Source organism: Sorangium sp. So ce363, assembly GCF_051520435.1.
Taxonomy (GTDB): domain Bacteria; phylum Myxococcota_A; class Polyangia; order Polyangiales; family Polyangiaceae; genus Sorangium; species Sorangium cellulosum_B.
In genome coordinates this window covers 5,649,409-5,666,511 of the sequence record NZ_CP150333.1, presented here as the reverse complement: position 1 = coordinate 5,666,511, position 17,103 = coordinate 5,649,409, and the positions used below count along the sequence as shown (strand labels likewise).

General features: G+C 70.1%; 14 protein-coding genes. 9 read left to right on the top strand and 5 right to left on the bottom strand.

What is annotated here, in order from left to right; translation table 11 throughout:
- Positions 1-202: 202 nt before the first annotated feature.
- The 3 genes from WMF12_RS21515 to WMF12_RS21505 all read left to right on the top strand — a co-directional run bounded on the left by WMF12_RS21515 (position 203) and on the right by WMF12_RS21505 (position 3,574).
- On the top strand, positions 203-1,030 hold the full coding sequence (locus WMF12_RS21515) for a hypothetical protein (protein WP_437873374.1): 828 nt from the start codon (positions 203-205) through the stop codon (positions 1,028-1,030).
- A gap of 226 nt (positions 1,031-1,256) precedes the next feature.
- Entirely contained in the window at positions 1,257-1,652 is a 396-nt protein-coding gene (locus WMF12_RS21510; RefSeq protein WP_437873373.1) for a hypothetical protein, read from the top strand.
- Between the two features lie 1,037 nt (positions 1,653-2,689).
- Positions 2,690-3,574 carry a hypothetical protein gene (locus WMF12_RS21505; protein WP_437873372.1) on the top strand — a complete coding sequence of 295 codons (885 nt, stop codon included), beginning with the start codon at positions 2,690-2,692 and terminating at the stop codon, positions 3,572-3,574.
- A gap of 67 nt (positions 3,575-3,641) precedes the next feature.
- Here the strand turns inward: WMF12_RS21505 and WMF12_RS21500 are convergent, their stop codons facing one another.
- The 5 genes from WMF12_RS21500 to WMF12_RS21480 all read right to left on the bottom strand — a co-directional run bounded on the left by WMF12_RS21500 (position 3,642) and on the right by WMF12_RS21480 (position 9,170).
- Entirely contained in the window at positions 3,642-4,586 is a 945-nt protein-coding gene (locus WMF12_RS21500) for a formylglycine-generating enzyme family protein (RefSeq protein ID WP_437873371.1), read from the bottom strand.
- 6 nt (positions 4,587-4,592) lie between these two features.
- Positions 4,593-5,234, bottom strand: coding sequence for a hypothetical protein (locus WMF12_RS21495; RefSeq protein WP_437873370.1), 642 nt, complete (start codon positions 5,232-5,234; stop codon positions 4,593-4,595).
- Positions 5,231-7,423: a hypothetical protein gene (locus tag WMF12_RS21490; RefSeq protein ID WP_437873369.1), complete on the bottom strand. Its 2,193-nt coding sequence runs from the start codon at positions 7,421-7,423 to the stop codon at positions 5,231-5,233. Before WMF12_RS21490 ends, WMF12_RS21495 begins: the two co-directional genes overlap by 4 nt.
- Positions 7,424-7,576: 153 nt before the next feature.
- The gene (locus WMF12_RS21485; protein ID WP_437873368.1) at positions 7,577-8,188 is read right to left on the bottom strand and encodes a 50S ribosomal protein L11 methyltransferase; all 612 of its coding nucleotides are present in this window, start codon (positions 8,186-8,188) and stop codon (positions 7,577-7,579) included.
- A gap of 133 nt (positions 8,189-8,321) precedes the next feature.
- Positions 8,322-9,170, bottom strand: a complete 849-nt coding sequence (locus WMF12_RS21480; RefSeq protein WP_437873367.1) for a fibrinogen-like YCDxxxxGGGW domain-containing protein — start codon at positions 9,168-9,170, stop codon at positions 8,322-8,324.
- 524 nt (positions 9,171-9,694) lie between these two features.
- Between WMF12_RS21480 and WMF12_RS21475 the strand changes: the two genes are divergently transcribed.
- The 6 genes from WMF12_RS21475 (at position 9,695) to WMF12_RS21450 (ending at position 17,020) form a co-directional block, all read left to right on the top strand.
- A complete protein-coding gene (locus tag WMF12_RS21475; RefSeq protein WP_437873366.1) occupies positions 9,695-11,014 on the top strand; it encodes a CmpA/NrtA family ABC transporter substrate-binding protein in 1,320 nt (439 codons plus the stop codon).
- A gap of 75 nt (positions 11,015-11,089) precedes the next feature.
- Positions 11,090-11,887 carry a nitrate ABC transporter permease gene (gene ntrB, locus WMF12_RS21470; protein ID WP_012236667.1) on the top strand — a complete coding sequence of 266 codons (798 nt, stop codon included), beginning with the start codon at positions 11,090-11,092 and terminating at the stop codon, positions 11,885-11,887.
- Positions 11,888-11,892: 5 nt separating this feature from the next.
- The gene (locus WMF12_RS21465) at positions 11,893-12,723 is read left to right on the top strand and encodes an ABC transporter ATP-binding protein (RefSeq protein WP_437873879.1); all 831 of its coding nucleotides are present in this window, start codon (positions 11,893-11,895) and stop codon (positions 12,721-12,723) included.
- Positions 12,720-13,601 carry an ABC transporter ATP-binding protein gene (locus tag WMF12_RS21460; protein WP_437873365.1) on the top strand — a complete coding sequence of 294 codons (882 nt, stop codon included), beginning with the start codon at positions 12,720-12,722 and terminating at the stop codon, positions 13,599-13,601. The genes WMF12_RS21465 and WMF12_RS21460 overlap by 4 nt, the downstream gene beginning before the upstream one ends.
- Positions 13,602-13,988: 387 nt before the next feature.
- On the top strand, positions 13,989-15,737 hold the full coding sequence (locus WMF12_RS21455) for a hypothetical protein (RefSeq protein ID WP_437873364.1): 1,749 nt from the start codon (positions 13,989-13,991) through the stop codon (positions 15,735-15,737).
- Between the two features lie 56 nt (positions 15,738-15,793).
- On the top strand, positions 15,794-17,020 hold the full coding sequence (locus WMF12_RS21450) for a vWA domain-containing protein (RefSeq protein ID WP_437873363.1): 1,227 nt from the start codon (positions 15,794-15,796) through the stop codon (positions 17,018-17,020).
- The last annotated feature ends 83 nt before the right edge of the window (positions 17,021-17,103 follow it).

Genomic DNA, 17,103 nt, shown 5'->3' with positions numbered 1-17,103 from the left:
ACGATGTACGGCCCCAGCCGCTTGCCGTTTGCCCCTCTCGCTGCGCACGGCAAACGTCGTGCTGGTCCTCGGCGCTCTTCTCGAAAACGCCGCCCCGCGCGAGCCGTAAGCCCCGTGTCCGTCGTCACCGGGTCGGGTCAGCGTAGCATTGTCGTCGCAGCGCGCCGCCTCGGCCCGCTGCGTTCGAAAAGGGGAACATCCTATGCACACGCAACTAGCTCGCGCTTGTCTTCGCGTGCTGTCGGTCGCTTCGGTCATCGCCCTCCTGGGGTGCAACGTCGAGGTCGAGAGCCCGGATCAGGGCAACGACGACGTCGACGGGGGCGAGGACAAGGCGATCGGCACCGCCGAGCAGGCGTTTGCCGCGTTCGGGTACAGCAGCGCCACCGCGACGTCGGGCAACGCCTTCCAGAACCTCGGCACCTGGAGCGGGAACGCCGCCTACATCATGGGCGTGACCGGAAACCTCCGGGACGGTGGCAACGTCGCGATGTACAGCTGGCTCGGCACGGCGCGCGTGTTCGCGCACGCCGACTCGGGTGTGTCGGTTCGTGCCTACGGTGGGCTCGCCAACCCCGGCACCATGATCACGCAAGTCGGTTACTCCAACAACAGTTATACCACGACCAGCCCCAGGGTGTACCTCGCGTCCACCAGCAACAACCGACGCTGCTTCCTGACGCAGGTCATCAACTACGAGGGCGGCGACAACTTCGCCAGCGCGTCGGACTACATCGGCGTGGAGAAAGACGGCGGCTCTTGGTACCTCCACGGGCAGGGGAAGGTCGCCGGCTACGCGAGCTGCGTACAGGTGACGGACTACCTCGGCGAGGCTTACCACGGCATCCAGGCAGGGTCGGTGGACCTCGGCCCCGCGGTGGACGGCAAGACGTGCTGGCTCAAGGGGATTGGCGGCATTCTCCGCGGCGGCGTCTCCACCGGCGTGGTCGTCCAGTACGACGCCACCCAGTCCAGGTGGGAGATGAACGTCTCCACGAACACGCAGGGCTTCGTGGAGTGCAGCATTTGATCGGCCGAGGTCCGGCGCCGGCGATCCTCTCGAGGACCGTCGCGCGCTCGGCGTCGTTGGCCGCTCGCGCTCAGGCGGTCGCGTTCTTGCGCTTCCGCGCCGGGAGCGCGCGGCCGCTACGAGGAGCCTGAATTTCAGATAGCGTTTGGACTTCTCGCTCCTGGACTGCGGCCTGCGGTCACGACCCGACGCCTCGCGCGTTGGGGCGAATGGACAGGAGGTACCGATGGACGAGCCCTGTGGACGCGATCTGGCGAACAACGCGGTGGTTCCCGAGCGGCTGGCGGAGCTGTTCCGACACGTGGCCGACAACCTGGAAGCCCACGCGCGCTGGGTGGGCAGCGCCACGCCCGAGGCCCGCCTCGAACACGACGCGATGCGCCGGGTGGCCGCCGGCTACCGCGAGATCGGCGAGGCGGCGGGCCGCGCCGCGGAGACCATGCGGGCTGCGGGCGATTTGCCCGCCGCCCCCCACGACCTCGCGCGCTTCGACCACGGCGCCTTCGAGGCGTGGATGCGCCGCAAGATCGAGCTTCAGCGCGGTTTTGCGGCGCTGCTGCTCGAGCACGCCGAAGCCTCCGAGCGCGTCCTGCGCTCCATGGCGGCCGACGATCGCGGGTGACGGCCGCGCGCTGCGTCAGACCCTCAGCGCATCGAGCTGCCAGCAGCGCTCGCGTGGGGCGCGCTGGCAGCAGAATTCGAGGCATTTGAATGCGGATCGTCGATCGAGCCACAGCTCGCTCCTGCGGATGCGACGAGGCGCTCAGACGCAAGCGGAACGACGCCCGACCAGGGCGAAGGGAGACGTCCATGCCGAGACGACCTGCACTGACGACGCCGAGCGCCGCCGCTGCCGAGCTGAAGCCGACCAGCTGCGCAAAGAGAGCGCTCAAGCCCTTGATCTCAGGGCTGCCTCATCGTCGATGTAGGGATGATTCTTTCTGATACGGCGCCACTTTTTCAGGAGGAAGGTCGATCGTGTAAGGGGTTTCTAGATTAACCAACGTGTGTAACGTGGCTGTACGGTGGACGGCCGCTACGACGAACTTGACTCCCGGATCGCTCTTGTATTCTCTAGATCCCACCATGCGCCCATCTTTTCGCTGCCTTGGGATCCTCGCGTCCAGCCTTTGCGTCGGCTGCTTCATCGAACGTGGGCATCCTGGGACCGAGGCCACCGACCTCGTGGGCGGGCATTACGAGTCCGGCGGAGATGCGGCTCCAGAGGAAGAGACGACTCCCACCCCTCCACAGAAGGGTGAGACAGATACGAGCGAGTCGAACGATGGGGCTGACTCGCCTCCGACAGAGACGGAAGGTCAGGCGGGCGGTCCGACAGAGGCGGAGGGTGAGGCGGATGGTCCGATAGAGGATGGTCCGATAGAGACGGAGGGTGAGGCGGATGGTCCGATAGCGCCGTTGCAACCCGACCCGTCGACAGTCGTGCACGACCCGGGGACGTGTTCACCCTCCACGGTGCAGGAGGGTGAAGATTTTTGTTCGGCGCGCCAGGTGTGCACCGGTAGCACGATCACGGCGAGCTGCAGGACTATCGGTGGGGTTGCCAGCTGTGTTTGTCAAGACAGCTTTGGCGGGCTTGCCTTCTCGCTTCCGAGCTTGTCTGCCGGGGTATGTGGCTCGATCCTCGAGGCGTGCAAGGTGGGGGATATTGTATACGGCGAGCCCGTGTGCGCCGAGCCGCTCACGCAGGTATTTGACAGCGTTTGCCAGACCGACCGCAGGTGTGAGATCCCGCTGATGGTGGGAGCGATCGACGCTTTTGCCTACGACGACCAGCAATCTTTCTGCACCATCAGCAGCGCTGGTGGGATGAACTGCACCGCTTCCACCGCGACCCGCTATACGTCGTACCACCTCGCGGAGAACGACCTGCAAGCGGGCTGCGAGCAAGCCCTCGCGGTATGTGCCTCTGGAGACGACCCGTCGCCCTTCACCGAATCTCCGAGTTGTGCGTCGAGTGACCAGGGGCGAACCGAGGATTCCTGCGTCGTCGATACGTCCTGCATCTACTCGGCGGACCTCGGGGGCGGTGTCACGCAAACTGCGGCGGCTGGTTATATCATCAACTGCGGCGCAGGCACCGGGGACAGCGCGTGGGGATGCAGGTGTTGGGACAACTGGAGCGACGTGTATTTCGACATTCCCAGCAATGCGTCCGGCTCGGAGATCTGCACGAACCTGGCAGAGCCATGCAAGTCGCTTCATCCCGAGACGGTGCTTCGCGATGCCACCTGCAGCCGGGTTCACCGAACTGCGAGCCGTGGCGTCTGCTATTCCGAGCTCGATTGCCAACAGCCGTCCAGCTTGGGTGGGCTGGATGTCGTGTTGCACACGTCGTTGAACATCAGCTGTAAGCAGGAAGACCCGGCATTGGGGTGGCAGTGCGGGTGCAGCGCAGCGGACCATCAAGTCATCACCGTCGACGCCGAAGACGCGCTGGGCGCCTGTGACGCCGCCGCCGCGCCGTGCCAGGAACTGGCAAAACGGGGCGCGACCGCTGCAACCTCTGCAACCGCTGAGTGACGCGTCCGGTGTCAGGGATGGCATTCCCAGCCGATTGCCGTCTGGCGCTCGGCTGACGCGGCGCCGCCTACTTCGTCGCCTGGGCCGCGGGCTCGACGACGCAGCGGATCCCGAGGAACCCGCAGCGGTACGTCGCCTCGAAGCCGCCCGGCCGCGCGGTCCTGACGAGCGGCGCGATGCCGTCGCGCCAGCTGCCGCCGCGGGCGATGCGCATCTTGCCCTTGCCGTCGTTGGCGCTGGTCGTCCACTCGAAGACGTTGCCCGCCAGGTCCTGGATGCCCTGCGGGGTCGCGCCGGCCGGGAAGCTCCCCACGTCGCACGCGGTCTTGCGCGCGGCGCCGCCGCCGGACCAGCAGAGCTGATCCTTCGGGGCCTCCTCGCCCCACGGATACGGCCGCGCCTCCTCGCCGCCGCGGGCCGCCCACTCCCACTCGTCGTCGCGCGGCAACCGCTTGCCCTGCGCCGCGCAGTAGGCCTGGGCCTGCGAGAAGTCGACGCAGACCATCGGCTGCTTCTCCTTGCCAGCCACGCCGTAGGTCGACGCCTCCTTGGCGCAATCCGCGAATGTATCCGTGCACTTGCCAGCCTTGACACACGCCGCGAAGGCCTCGGCGGTGACCTCGGTCCTGTCGACGCAGAGGTCACCCACCGTGGCCTTCACCTTGAGCGGGCCCATCACGAAGCTGCCGCCCGGGACCCGGGCCATGCCGTCGGGACAGCCGTCCGATGGCTTCGCCGCCTCGGCGGGCGCGGCGGTCGGCTCGGCGCCGGCCTGCCCGGCGCTCGCGGGCGCCGAGGCCACCGCCGGGTCGGGCTGGGGCGGCGCCGGGGCGAGCGCCGCCCCGGCAGTCGAGGCGGGGCTCGTGGCCGTGGGCTGCGCGGCGGGCGCCTGATCGGCAGGCAGGCCGCCGGGAGCCGCGGGGGCGGCGCCGCACGCGACGACGAGGACGCCGCTCGCAGCGGCAAGGAGGAACAGCGAGGAGATGGCGCGAGGCGTGGTGGGGGATCGCATGGTCTCTCAGGAGGCGGTCACGGTCGGCGCCGGCTCGTCTTCCAGCCATTGCTCCTGGATGACGATCGCGGGCAACAAGGTGAACGGCCCGTCGTAGCCCGGGCCGAACGTCAGGATCTGGATCACCCGCCGATCGCCGCGGCGGATCGGGAACATCACCTCGCCCCCGCGCGGGAGCTCGCTGCCGCCGCGGGGCGGATCGATCCAGAAGGCCACGCCCTCGGACTTCCCGCCGAGCAGCGAGATGGCCGAGACGGTGAGCTCCGGGCAGCGGATGCGCAGCCACTCCCTCGCCCTGTACGCGCGGCAGCCCGCGGCCGCGGGGCCGGCGCGGGAGAGGCGGACGCGGGGCGCCGCCTTCCACTCGGCGGCCGTGGGCTGCTTGGACGGCTCGGGCGGGAAGGGCGCGGCGTCGAGGGGCAGCTCGTCGCCGGCATCGGTCGCGGCGGCGTCGGTCGCGGCGGCGTTCCTCGCGCTGGCGTCGGCCGTGGCGCCCGCCGCGGCCTTCGCGGCGCTGGCGTCGGTCGCGGCGCTGGCCGCGGCCTTGGGCGCGCCGCCTGGCTGCGCGCCGGGCGCGCCGGACGCCGCGGCCAGGACGGAGGCCACGCCAGCGACCATCAAGGCGAGCAGCACGGAGCGCGGCCTCATAACGTCTCCAGGAACGCCACGAGCGCCGCCCTGTCCTCGGGCGACAGGTGGCTGGTCTTGCCCATCCAGTCGGCGTTCTGCTCGATGAGCTCTTCCAGCGTGCCGGCGCGCCCGTCGTGAAGGTAGGGCGGCCGGCCTCCGACGAAGCGCAGCGACGGCGTCTTGTACTCGGGGCGCGGATCCTCGTCGTAGCCCGGCGGCGGCGGTCGCTTCGGCATCGGGTACGCCGTGCGATCGGTGTAATCGCTCGTGGGGACGTGGCAGCGGGAGCACTTCGCCTCGTCGCTGTGGAAGATCTCCCGGCCGCGCTTCACGCGCTCGTCCGGCGCCCTTTCGGCGCTTGGCGGCGTGACGAGGCCCCGGCGGAGGAACATCGCGAGATAGGTCGCCCGCGCCGCGAGGCTGGCCGGCGTATGGTCGATCGGCAGCCCTCCCCAGCGGTGCAGCCCCATGCCCGTCCGGAGCCTGCTGACGAGGTCCTCGCTCTCGCCGTGCCAGCCGTACGGCCCGGCCGCGCCCACGTTGCCGGCGAGCATCGGGGTGCGCCGCGGAACCCCTCGCTTCTTGGCGACCTCGGGGATGTTCTCCGGCCGCCCGACGAAGTTCGCGTGCTCGCCGTCGGCCGTGCTGAAGGTGGCCTCGCGCCAGACGTACCCGTCGTCGCGCCCGTCGGGGTGGCATCCCGCGCAGCCGAGGTTGCCGCTCACCGTGGCGTCGAGCGCGTTGTAGAAGAGCCGGCGGCCCTTCGCGACCTCCGGCCCGAGCGGATCATCGGCGAGGTGCACGAGCGCCGACGGCCCTTCCGCCGCGCCCGCGGCGGCTGGCGCCGGCGCGGGGCTGGCCGAGCCCGCCGGGCCCGCCGCTCCCACGGGCGCGACGGTCGAGCCCGGCGCCGCATCGTGCAGCCGGAGCGCCGCCACGTCGCTGGTCGATCGGCAGAAGACCCACGCCGTCGCCTCGTCCGCGGAGAGCGCGAGGCCGGTCGGCGCGCCGCACGTGCCGGCCACGTGGATGTGCGGATCGTAGCGGCCGCCGACCGGGTAGCTCCTTACGATCGCGAGCGTCGGATCCACCGCGGTCGCGTCGACCTCGAGCACGAGATCGTCGCCCTCGCCCGCGACGAGCAGCGTGCGCGCGCGCTTGCGGTACGCCATGGCGCGCGGCTGGGTGACGGGCGTGACGCCCGCGCCGGGCAGGGTGATCACGCTCTCCGGGGTGATCACCTGCTCCGCGAACGCCGACCGGAGCACCGGCAGGTTGCCGTGGTGCGGCGGGGCGAGCGGCTCGTCCCGGCCGGTGATCAGCACGTCCACCGTCGCGGCGCCGAACCACGCGGCGTGGCCCATGGCGCCGAGCGCGTGCCGCGCCGCGAACAGGCGCCGCCCGTCCTCGGAGAGCGAGAGCGCATAACCCAGCGACGCGGCGAGCCGCTCGCCCGACGGCGCGCGCAGCGGCGAGGCGGGCAGGGCGACGCGCCGGACCTTCGGCGCCCCGCCGAGATCGTCGATCCTCGTGAGATCGGCGCCGACGAGGTGGCTCACGTACGCGGCGCTGCCGTCGGGCAGCACCGCCACGCCCCGCGGCTCGCGCGCCACGTCGACGGTCCACCGCGTCTGCCTGGCCTCGAGGTCGACGGCCGAGACCTTGTGGGTCCACGCCGAGGTCACGATCGCGGTCTTCTCGTCGGGCGTGACCGCGATGCCCCACGCGTCGGCGGGCAGCGGCACGCGGCCCACCTCGACGAGGCCGGCCGCAGGATCCGGCCGGAAGATCAGCAGCAGCCCCGGGTCGCGGACGGTGGCGAGCACGCGTGCGTCGTGCTCGCCGCGCCCGCCGAGCGCGAGCACCTGCGCGGGCCTGCCTGGCGCGGGGACGCCTGCGCCGGGCCGGGCGGGGTCGAGCGGCAGCGGCACGACGCGCACGACGCCGTGGTCCTCGTCGGCCACATAGAGCGCGTCCCCGCGCGCGGCGCGGGACAGGGCGCCGCCCTCCCGGACCGGCGCGCGCAGCGGCGCGGCCGTGGACGGAGGCAGCGGAGCGGCCGGAGCGCCCGCGCCGCTGGCCGAGGAGCTCGCGCTGCCGGCCGGGCCAGGCCCCGCGTCCGCGCCGGGCGCAGGGCCGCGGGAGCAGGCGCTCGCGGCGAGCGCGAGGAGCGCGGCGAGGTGGCGTGTCGCGGGGAGGGTCGGCAAGGGGTCGCCGGATGTTCGCGCGCCCTCGCGCCCCGGGTCAACGGCGGCGCTGCGGGAGGGCGCGACGGCGCTGCTCCCTCATGCTCCTCCTCCGGTTCCGGTCATGGAGTCATGCGGTCATGCGGTCGTCCGGGTGAGCCCGCCGCGCCGAGATCATGTCGCGGCTCGGGCATCGGCGCGCGGCTCGGCGTCGCGCCACACGAGCGCGCGCCACGCGCCCCGCTCGAAGATCTCCGGTCGACGGTCGGCCAGGAGCGGCGCATAACGCGCCACGATCTCCGGAACGTCGGTGGACACGAGCCCCGAGAGGATCAACGTCCCGCGGGGAGCCAGGCGCGCCACGATCCGAGGGGCGAGCGCCGTGAGGACGTCCCGAAGGATGTTGGCCACGACGATGTCGAACATCCCGTCCGGCCACGTCGCCGAGAAGCTCACGCGCGCTTCCACCGCGCTCCGCCGCGCGTTGTCCGCCGCGATCGCGTTCGCGGCGGCGTCGATGTCGACCCCGATCGCCTCGCCGCCGAGCTTCGCGGCGCCGATCGAGAGGATCCCCGTCCCGCTCCCCACGTCGAAGAGGCGAAAGCCGCTGCGTGGCGCGAACGACGCGAGCGCCTGGAGGCACATCCGCGTGCTCTCGTGCCGGCCGTCGCCGAACGCGTGGCTCGGGCCGAGGACGATGGTGCGGTCGTCGACCTCCTCGCCCCGCGGATCGGTGATCACGCGAAAGCGAGGCGGCACGTCAACGGGGGTCGAACGGTCGCTCATGCGTCGTCGAAGTCTGCCACCGCGGCAGCCCGGGTGTCAGCCGCGCGATGGCCCTCGGGGGCGCCGAGCGGCGGGGGTTGGCGACGCCCCGGCCCGGCCCAGCGGCGAGCGATCTGGTCCGGGCGGGGCGCGATCACCAGCGGGTCCAGCGGGAGATCCGCTGCAAGCGCGTATAACCGCTCCCGTCGTCGGAGAGCCCGTACGACGTCGCGTCCGGAGTGCTCATGTGCGGGCCCCAGCCCTCGTCCTCGATCGGCTCATCGTCGTCCGCGCCGAGGTTGTAGACGAAGCAGTGCCCGTAGTGCTGTGTGACGCCCGCATAGGCGCCCGCGCAATTGCCGTCGTCCTTGGTGTCTGCGTCGAAATCCGGCGACGACCACCCCGTGGCGAATTGCCACGAAAAGAGGTGCTCATCGCCGCCGACCCGTATCGGCGTGAGGAGGTGCATGTCCCCGGTGTCGATGCCCTCGGCGGTCGCCCGCATCACCTCGGCGACGGTCCCTGCGATGTCCTCGATCTCGTCGCGGTATTCCCGGCCGGCGATGTACAGCGACGGCTGGTAAAGGTTGTCGCCGAGCGACGGCGTCCCCTTGGTGGCGAGCCGATCGGCATACAGGATCTTCCAGAACGGGAGCGTCGCGCCGTCCGCTGACCCGACGCTGTTGTAGACGAGCGCCCAGCGATCGCCGTCCACAGGCTCACCGCAGTAGACCTCGGCCTGCTCCTCTGGGCCGGGCCCGTCGGGATCGAGCGCGTAGACGCCGCTCGGGGCGCTCTCGGGGACGGCGCCGCACCGGTCATAGACGCACCCTTCGCTCGCCTCCTCGGCGCAGTCTTGCCCGCCGGCGCCCCCGCCACCCCCACCGCCGGCGCCCCCGCCCGCCTCCAGGTGATAGGGCCCATCGAGCCCGGCGAGGGACGTACACCGGCACGCCAGGAGGCACGCCGCCGCCCCCACCCACGTCGCGGACCCGCTCGTCATCGTCGCTCCCATGACCTGCTGCCTGCCGCATCACACCCGCCGGATCGGCGTGGCGCTCCTCCTGCGCCGCGCGGACGCTACAGCCTCACCCCAGGCCTGGCAAGCAACCGGTCCGTTCGCGACGCTCCCCGACCGCTCGCTCGGGCGCGCCGCTGCCCCGCAGTCATTGAAATTGAAGACGAAGGCGGCGTGGCGAACGCAACGAACATGACGAACGCAACGAACGTGAAGTGAATGAAGAAAAAATATCCTACAGAAACTTCATAGAAACAGGCGCCCATGCATCGTCCTTGGCAAATCCTGGGCCCGTGTATGGCTGAGGCCATCCAGGGCGCACACCCGCGGCGAGAGGGAGCTCACCCTGCCGATCTCGCCGCGGAGCTGGCCTAGCTCATCCTCGAACGAACAGGCGATTTCACGGACGGCGCCCCGGAGCGCAGCCCGTCCAGTCTGCCCCGACCGGCGGGCGTGTCCATCTCCATGCGCCCGAGGCTCCACGGTCATCCCAGCAAAGGATCTTTGGAATGAAGAGACGAGAACCTGCGAGTGAGGCCCCGAGCGCCACGCCCCTCCACCGCCGGCGTTTCCTCGGCGGTGCGCTCGCGCTCGGGGGAGCCGCGCTCCTCCCCGCTTGCGAATCGCGGTCCGAAGCGTCGGCGAAGCCCGCGGCGAACGCCGCGCCCCTCATCCCGGACGCCGCCAGGCCCGAGGTGTCCGATCTGCGCTTCGGCATCATCGCGCTGACCGACTGCTCTCCTCTCGTGATCGCCCACGAGAAGGGGTTCTTCAAGAAGTACGGCATCAACGCGACCATCGTGAAGGGCGCGAGCTGGGCCGCGATCCGCGACTCGCTCACGAACGGGGATCTCCAGGCGACGCACATGCTCTTCGGCATGCCCCTCGCCTCGACGATGGGGCTCCTCGGATCGCCGAAGATGCCCATGGTCATCCCGTGGCTGCTCAACCGCAACGGCCAGGCGATCACGATGAAGAGCGACCTCCGGGGCAAGGTGGCCGGAGATCCCAAGGCGCTCAAGCCGTTCATCGAGGAGGCGAAGGAGAAGGGGGCGCCCATGACCTTCGCGATGACGTTCCCGCCCGGAACGCACGCCATGTGGACCCGTTATTACCTGGGCGCGGGCGGCGTCCACCCGGACAAGGACGTCGCGCTCGTGACCATCCCGCCCGCCCAGATGGTCGCCAACATGAAGGTGGGCAAGATGGACGGCTTCTGCGTCGGCGAGCCGTGGAACGCCAGGGCGATCGCCGACCAGATCGGCTACACGGCCGTCACCACGCAGGAGCTCTGGAGGGACCACCCCGAGAAGGTGTGCGCGTTCACCGCCGAGTTCGCCGACAAGAACCCGAAGACGGTGAAGGCGGTGATCAAGGCGCTCCACGAGGCGAGCGTCTGGCTGGACAAGCTCGACAACCGCCCCGAGCAGGCGGACGTCGTGTCGAGGCCCACGTACATCAACTGTCCGCCGGAGCTCATCCTCGGCCGGCTGCAGGGGCGCTACGACTACGGCGACGGGCGCACGAAAGAGGACAAGGACTACATGATCTTCAGCGAGCGGGGCTGCAACTACCCGCAGCCCAAGTACGCGCTCTGGTGGCTCAGCCAGTTCCGCCGGTGGGGCATGGTGGAGGGGAAGCCGGACTACGAGGGCGTCGTCAAGCAGGTCATGCGCCCCGATCTCTACGAGGAGGCGATGAAGGAGCTCGGGGTCGCGCACGGCGGCCGGAGCGACGCGCCCGAGACGCTGTTCGACGGCGTGACGTTCGATCCGAAGGACCCGGAGAAGTACGCGACGTCGTTCCCGGTCCACGCCCTGAAGGGATGAACCCACATCGCCATCGCCGCGCCGGCGGGAGGCGCGGCGGCGGAAGCGGAATCGGAAGTGGAAGAGGAGTGCTGCATGAGCGAGGCGAAGGCGATCTCTCCGAGGATTCGAGTCGACCACATGATCCTGCCCCTCTTCGGGGTGGCGTGCGTGATCGGGCTGTGGGCCGCCGCGAGCAGCCTGTGGACCCAGGCGCTGCCCTCTCCGCTCAAGACATGGGAGGTGAGCAGGCCTTACATCTTCGAGCCGTTCGAGAAGCGGGGAGAGCTCGACCAGGGCATCCTCCGCTTCACCTGGTACTCGCTCCAGCGGGTCGCCAAGGGCTACACGCTGGCGATCCTCCTCGGGACACCTATCGGCTTCTTCCTGGGCGCGTCGAGGCTGTTCAAGTCGAGCTTCGATCCCATCATCCAGATCCTCCGCCCGGTCTCGCCGCTCGCGTGGCTCCCGCTCGGCCTCGTGCTCTTCCAGAAGCCCGACCCCGCCGGCGTCTTCACCATCGCGATGTGCTCGATGTGGCCGACGGTCCTGAACACCGCGCTCGGGGTGCGATCGATCCCGCAGGACTACATGAACGTCGCCCGGGTGCTCCGGCTGTCGCGCATGAAGACGCTGTTCAAGGTGCAGCTCCCCGCGGCGCTCCCCTACATGTTCACGGGCTTCCGGCTCAGCCTGGGCATCGCCTGGCTGGTCATCGTCGCCGTGGAGATGCTGACCGGCTCGCCCGGGGTCGGCGGCTTCCTCTGGCAGGAGTACAACAGCCTCATCTACGAGCACATCATCCTGTGCATCATCACCATCGGGGTCGTCGGCTTCCTCCTGGACGCCCTGATGAGCCTCGTCGAGCGCCGGCTCAAGCTGGCGGGAGCGTGACGTCCATGCCGCTGGTCGAGCTCTGCAACGTCGGGAAGAGCTATGGTGGCGGGGCCACCCGCACCGAGGTGCTCAGGGACATCCACCTGGAGATCGAGAAGGGCGAGTTCGTCGCCGTCGTCGGCTATTCGGGCGCCGGCAAGACGACGCTCATGTCCCTCATCGCCGGGCTCCTCAGGCCGGACACCGGGGAGGTGAAGCTGAACGGGAAGGTCGCCCTGGGGCCGGGCCCCGACCGCGGCGTCATCTTCCAGAACTATTCTCTCCTGCCCTGGCTCACGGTCTACGAGAACGTCTACCTGGCCGTGGACCAGATCTTCGGCTCCTGGCCCACAGAGAAGAAGCGGGAGCACACCGAGCGCTACATCGCCATGGTGAAGCTCACCGAGGCCCGCGAGAAGAAGCCGGCGCAGCTCTCCGGCGGCATGCGCCAGCGGGTCTCGGTGGCGCGGGCGCTCGCCATGGATCCGGAGGTCCTCTTGATGGACGAGCCGTTCGGCGCGCTGGACGCGCTCACGCGCGCGACGCTCCAGGACGAGATCGCGCGGATCTGGCGCGCCACCCGGAAGACCGTGCTCCTCATCACGAACGACGTCGACGAGGGCATCCTCCTCGCCGACCGGATCCTCCCGCTCAGCAAGGGCCCTCGGGCCACGCTGGGGCCAGGGATCACCGTCGATCTCGAGCGCCCTCGGGATCGCAAGGCCCTCAACCACGACCCGCGCTTCAAGGAGATCCGCGGCGCGGTGATCAGCTACCTGCTCGGCCCGGGCGCCGGGCCCAAGGCGGGCGAGAGCGCGCCCGATGCAGCGCGGAGCGCGGAGGCGGTCGCATGAAGAAGTACCTCGAGATCTGGAATGTCACGAAGACCTTTCCCACGCCGAAGGGCCCCTCGGTCGTCGTCCGGAACTTCGATCTGAACCTGAGGAAGGGAGAGTTCCTGTCCCTCATCGGCCACTCCGGGTGCGGGAAGTCCACCGTGCTGTCGATGGTCGCGGGCCTCTCCGAGATCACGAGCGGCGGTATCGTCCTCGCGGGCAGGCAGATCCAGGGCCCTGGCCCGGACCGCGGGGTCGTGTTCCAGTCGCCCTGCCTCCTGCACTGGATGACGGCGCTCGAGAACGTCCTGCTCGGGGTCGAGCAGGTCCACCGGCAGAAGAGCAGGAAGGACTGCATCGAGATCGCGACGCACTACCTCGAGCTCGTGGGGCTCGAGGAGTCCATGCACAAGAAGCCGCGCGAGCTGTCGTCGGGGATGCAGCAGCGGGTCGGGCTGGCGCGCGCCTTCGCCCTGTCGCCCAAGATGCTCCTTCTGGACGAGCCCTTCGGCATGCTCGACTCGCTCACCCGGTTCGAGCTCCAGGAGGTGCTCATGAACCTATGGGCAGAGGACCAGAAGACGGCGCTGATGGTCACGCACGACGTCGACGAGGCCCTGTTCCTGTCGGACCGCATCGCGATGATGACGAACGGCCCGGGGGCGCGGGTCGGCGAGATCCTGGAGGTCCCGTTCCCGCACCCGCGGGACCGTCAGGAGGTGCTGGAGGACCCGATGTACTATCCTCTCCGAGAGCGGCTCATCACCTTCCTCGAGGGCCAGGCCCACAAGGAGAAGCCCGCCGAGGAGAGCGCCCGAGAGTCCGTCCCGGAAGGCGCCGTGAAGACGGGGCGGTTCTGGAGCGCGCTCTGGAAGGGGACGAGGACATCCGCGTAGAGCGGGGGAGAAGGGAGCGGACGGCCGTCGCCGGGCTGCCCCCATGAACGTGCCTCTCCAAACAGCCTGCATGTCCTCTCCTCTCGAGGACCGTACAGCGTACAACGTCGCTTCCTCCGTCGAGGGCTCTTTGCGACGAACCTCACCAAAGCGCGGATTGCGGTCTCGCTGACCGTTCTGGGCAGAGCTCATCACGGCCAGGCGAACGCGAGCTCTGCGCTGCGCGCACAGGTGCGCGCAGCGCTTACGAGGCTCACCACCTCCGACAAAAATGGAGGGAGAGGGGCATGCCCTGAAACAAAAGCCATACGGACAAGCTGGAGTTGCGCGAATGTATCCTTTCTCTGACTGCGTCGGTTGCGGCAAGCGATCAAGCGAGGAAAGTGCATGCGCGTATCTCGAATTTTCGCGGCTGTCGGTATCGTATGGCTCTCTGGTGCCTGCGGCTCGTCCGAGGGCACCGGCTCGGGAGGCGAAGGTGGCGTCGCCACCACGTCAGGGCCCTCCAGCGGCGCGGCCGGGGGCAGCTCCTCCGCCGGTGGCTCCGGAGGGGCCAACGCTGGCGGCGGCGGGACGACTGGAACGGGCGGCGGCGGCGAGACGACCGGAACGGGCGGCGCTGGCGCGACGGCCGGCTCTGGAGAAGGCGGTGCGGGCACAGGCGTTGGCGGTGCGGGCGCCGGCGGTGCCGGTGCCGCCGGCGGCGCGGGCGGTACGGGCGGTAGGGACGGCGTCGGCGGCTCGGGCGGCCCTGACACGGGGGTCGAGGTGCCGACCTGCGAGCCTTATGGGTCCACGTGCGCGCGCTCCGGAGATTGCTGTTCCGGCATCTGCGACAGCGCGACGAGCACCTGCGCGTCGCCGCTCAGCGTCTGCCTCGGGACAGGCGCCGCTTGCGAGGAATCCTCGGAGTGCTGTACCCTCAACTGCGCTTCAGGCCGGTGCAGCGCGACCGCCTGCCTCCCCGACGGATCCGACTGCACGGCAGGCGGCGCCGCGTGCTGCAGCGGCATGTGCGTCGGCGGGACGTGCAGCGACGTCAACGGCGCCACCGCATGCCAGACGGGCGGCAACCCGTGCACCGAGGACAGCCAGTGTTGCTCCCAGCTCTGCGGGCGAGACAACCGCTGCGTCCTCTACTCCTCGTTCTGTGTGCAGCGCAACGACGTCTGCACGGGCGACAGCGACTGCTGTACCGGCGTGTGCGTGAAGCGGAGCGCATCCGACCCCGCGGGCTACTGCGGCGCGGAGCCGTCGACGTCGAGCCGCTGCAACAGCGGCGGCATCGACGGCGCGGTCTGCGACAGCTGCGGCTTCTGCTGCAGTCGCGTCTGCGCGCCGTACGGCCCCACCGGGATCGCCGTCTGCCAGCCGCCGAGCGGCTGCCGCGTGAACGGCGCCCTGTGCCAGCGCAACGAGGACTGCTGCGGCGGCGATCCCACCGCCGATCTGCCGGGCGCGGGCAACGTCGTCTGTGACAAGTCGGGGGATCCGGACGGGGAGATCGGCCGCTGCCGCAACCCGAACGGCTGCACGCCCCAGGGCGGCGTCTGTCACTTCAAGGACAGCTATTGCGCGGATACGTCCACCAGCGCCCCCAACAACTGCTGCAGCTACCTGGGGAACGCCAGCAACTGCCGCCTCGACGCCCTCGGCGTGCCTCGGTGCAATGCGCTCACGGCCTGCCGCCAGGCAGGCGAGGACTGCGCCTCCGCCGACGACTGCTGCGACGGCGCTCCCTGCGTGCGGAATAGCGAAACCGGTAAGCTCCAGTGTTATGACACGCCAGGAGGGACGACGCCCCAGTGTGTCACGGCGGGCGGACCCTGCACGAACAACGGCGACTGCTGCGTCGGAACGACGTGCGAGTACGAGCCGGGCTCCGTTTCGGGCACGTGCACGACGCCGGACTCCCCGACAGGCGCGACCGGGAGCTCGAGCGCGACCGGGAGCTCGAGCGCGACCGGCGGAACGGGCGGCGCAGGCGGCGCAGGCGGCGGCGGTGGCTCGGACGGGGCGGGCGGCACCCCGCCGCGATGCGCCGAGTACGGGCAGCTCTGCGGCGCGACGTCCGACTGCTGCAACGCCGGAACCGTGCAGTGTTACAACGGCATCTGCCGCATTCCTCCGGGCTGACGCCGCGCGCTGGCGCGTTGACTCGTGTCGATTCACTCGTGTCGAGGAGAATGGCTATGATCGGCAAGAACCGCGGGAACTACGCCCGCTCCTTGTTCCTGACATCGCTCTGGTGCCTGGGCTGGGCGCTCGCGTCGGGATGTTCGGTATCGGATGGCGGAACGGGCGCGGGCAGCGGCGGCTCCGGAAACGGCGGCGCCGGTGGAACGGACTCCGGTGGAACGGGCGGGGAGCCCTCCCTCGGAGGCGGCCTCATCGCGTCCGGGTCGGGCGCCAGCTCGGGCGGGGGGGAGGGCGGCGGCGACTGCGGCGGCCAGCAGGTCGAAGCTCAGCCGCGGCAGGTTCACCTCGTGATCGTGCTCGATCGCTCCGACAGCATGACCAAAGCGTGGGAAGCGAGCGACCGCTGGACGATGATGAAGGGCGCCCTCGGCACCGCGCTCGACGTGGTCCAGGACAGGATGTCCGTCGGGCTTCAGCTCTTTCCCTCCGACGAGCACTGCGGCATGCCGGCGGGGGAGGACCTGAGCGTGGCCGTGGGGCCGGGCGCGACCGCCGTCCCCGCCATCAAGACCCTCCTGGATGGCACTGACCCCGGCGGCGCGACGCCGACCGCGGACGCCCTCGCGCGCGCCCTCGGGTACCTCACCGTGGGAGCCGGCGGCACCCTCGAAGGCGACAAGTACGTCCTCCTGGCGACCGACGGCGGTCCCAACTGCAACCAGGATCCGGCCATGACCTGCGAGGCCGCGACGTGCACCACGAACATGGATGGGGACTGCCCTTCGGGCGTGCCGAACTGCTGCGCCGCCGGCTTGACGGACGTGTGCCTGGACGACGTGCGCACGGTGCAGCGGGTGAAGGACCTGCGCGCGGCCGGTATCAAGACCTTCGTCGTCGGCATCCCCGGCGCGACGGTCTATGCCAATGTGCTGGACCAGCTCGCCGTCGAGGGCGACACGGCCACGTCGGAGACCTCGCCCCGTTATTTCGAGGTGGTGGACGCGGCGAGCCTCGGCGATACGCTGACCAGCATCACGAGGGATCTCGTGAGGACCTGCGAGCTCTCGCTGGAGACCGAGCCGCCGGACCGCGCGAAGGTGAACGTCTTCATCGACGATGAGGTGCTGCCGAAGCCGGGCGACGACGGCTGGGACTACGACGATTCGACGACCCCGCCCACCATCGTGATCAAGGGCGCCACGTGTGAGCACGTGAAGTCCATGGGGGCGGAGAGCGTCCGGGTCGAGTTCGGTTGTCCCACCGTCGAGGTGCCGCAATGACCTGCGCCTGTGACGCGCCCTCCCGGCGCGCCGCGTGATCGACCTCCTCCAGCCCTCCGAGAGCCAGCCCACATCGCATGAAG

What these genes read in the sequence shown, in the direction of transcription:
- WMF12_RS21515 (WP_437873374.1), top strand. Translation starts at nt 203, where the DNA reads ATGCACACGCAACTAGCTCGCGCTTGTCTTCGCGTGCTGTCGGTCGCT.
- WMF12_RS21510 (WP_437873373.1), top strand. Translation starts at nt 1,257, where the DNA reads ATGGACGAGCCCTGTGGACGCGATCTGGCGAACAACGCGGTGGTTCCC.
- WMF12_RS21500 (WP_437873371.1), bottom strand. Translation starts at nt 4,586, where the DNA reads ATGCGATCCCCCACCACGCCTCGCGCCATCTCCTCGCTGTTCCTCCTT.
- WMF12_RS21495 (WP_437873370.1), bottom strand. Translation starts at nt 5,234, where the DNA reads ATGAGGCCGCGCTCCGTGCTGCTCGCCTTGATGGTCGCTGGCGTGGCC.
- WMF12_RS21485 (WP_437873368.1), bottom strand. Translation starts at nt 8,188, where the DNA reads ATGAGCGACCGTTCGACCCCCGTTGACGTGCCGCCTCGCTTTCGCGTG.
- WMF12_RS21480 (WP_437873367.1), bottom strand. Translation starts at nt 9,170, where the DNA reads ATGACGAGCGGGTCCGCGACGTGGGTGGGGGCGGCGGCGTGCCTCCTG.
- WMF12_RS21475 (WP_437873366.1), top strand. Translation starts at nt 9,695, where the DNA reads ATGAAGAGACGAGAACCTGCGAGTGAGGCCCCGAGCGCCACGCCCCTC.
- ntrB (WP_012236667.1), top strand. Translation starts at nt 11,090, where the DNA reads ATGAGCGAGGCGAAGGCGATCTCTCCGAGGATTCGAGTCGACCACATG.
- WMF12_RS21465 (WP_437873879.1), top strand. Translation starts at nt 11,893, where the DNA reads ATGCCGCTGGTCGAGCTCTGCAACGTCGGGAAGAGCTATGGTGGCGGG.
- WMF12_RS21460 (WP_437873365.1), top strand. Translation starts at nt 12,720, where the DNA reads ATGAAGAAGTACCTCGAGATCTGGAATGTCACGAAGACCTTTCCCACG.
- WMF12_RS21455 (WP_437873364.1), top strand. Translation starts at nt 13,989, where the DNA reads ATGCGCGTATCTCGAATTTTCGCGGCTGTCGGTATCGTATGGCTCTCT.
- WMF12_RS21450 (WP_437873363.1), top strand. Translation starts at nt 15,794, where the DNA reads ATGATCGGCAAGAACCGCGGGAACTACGCCCGCTCCTTGTTCCTGACA.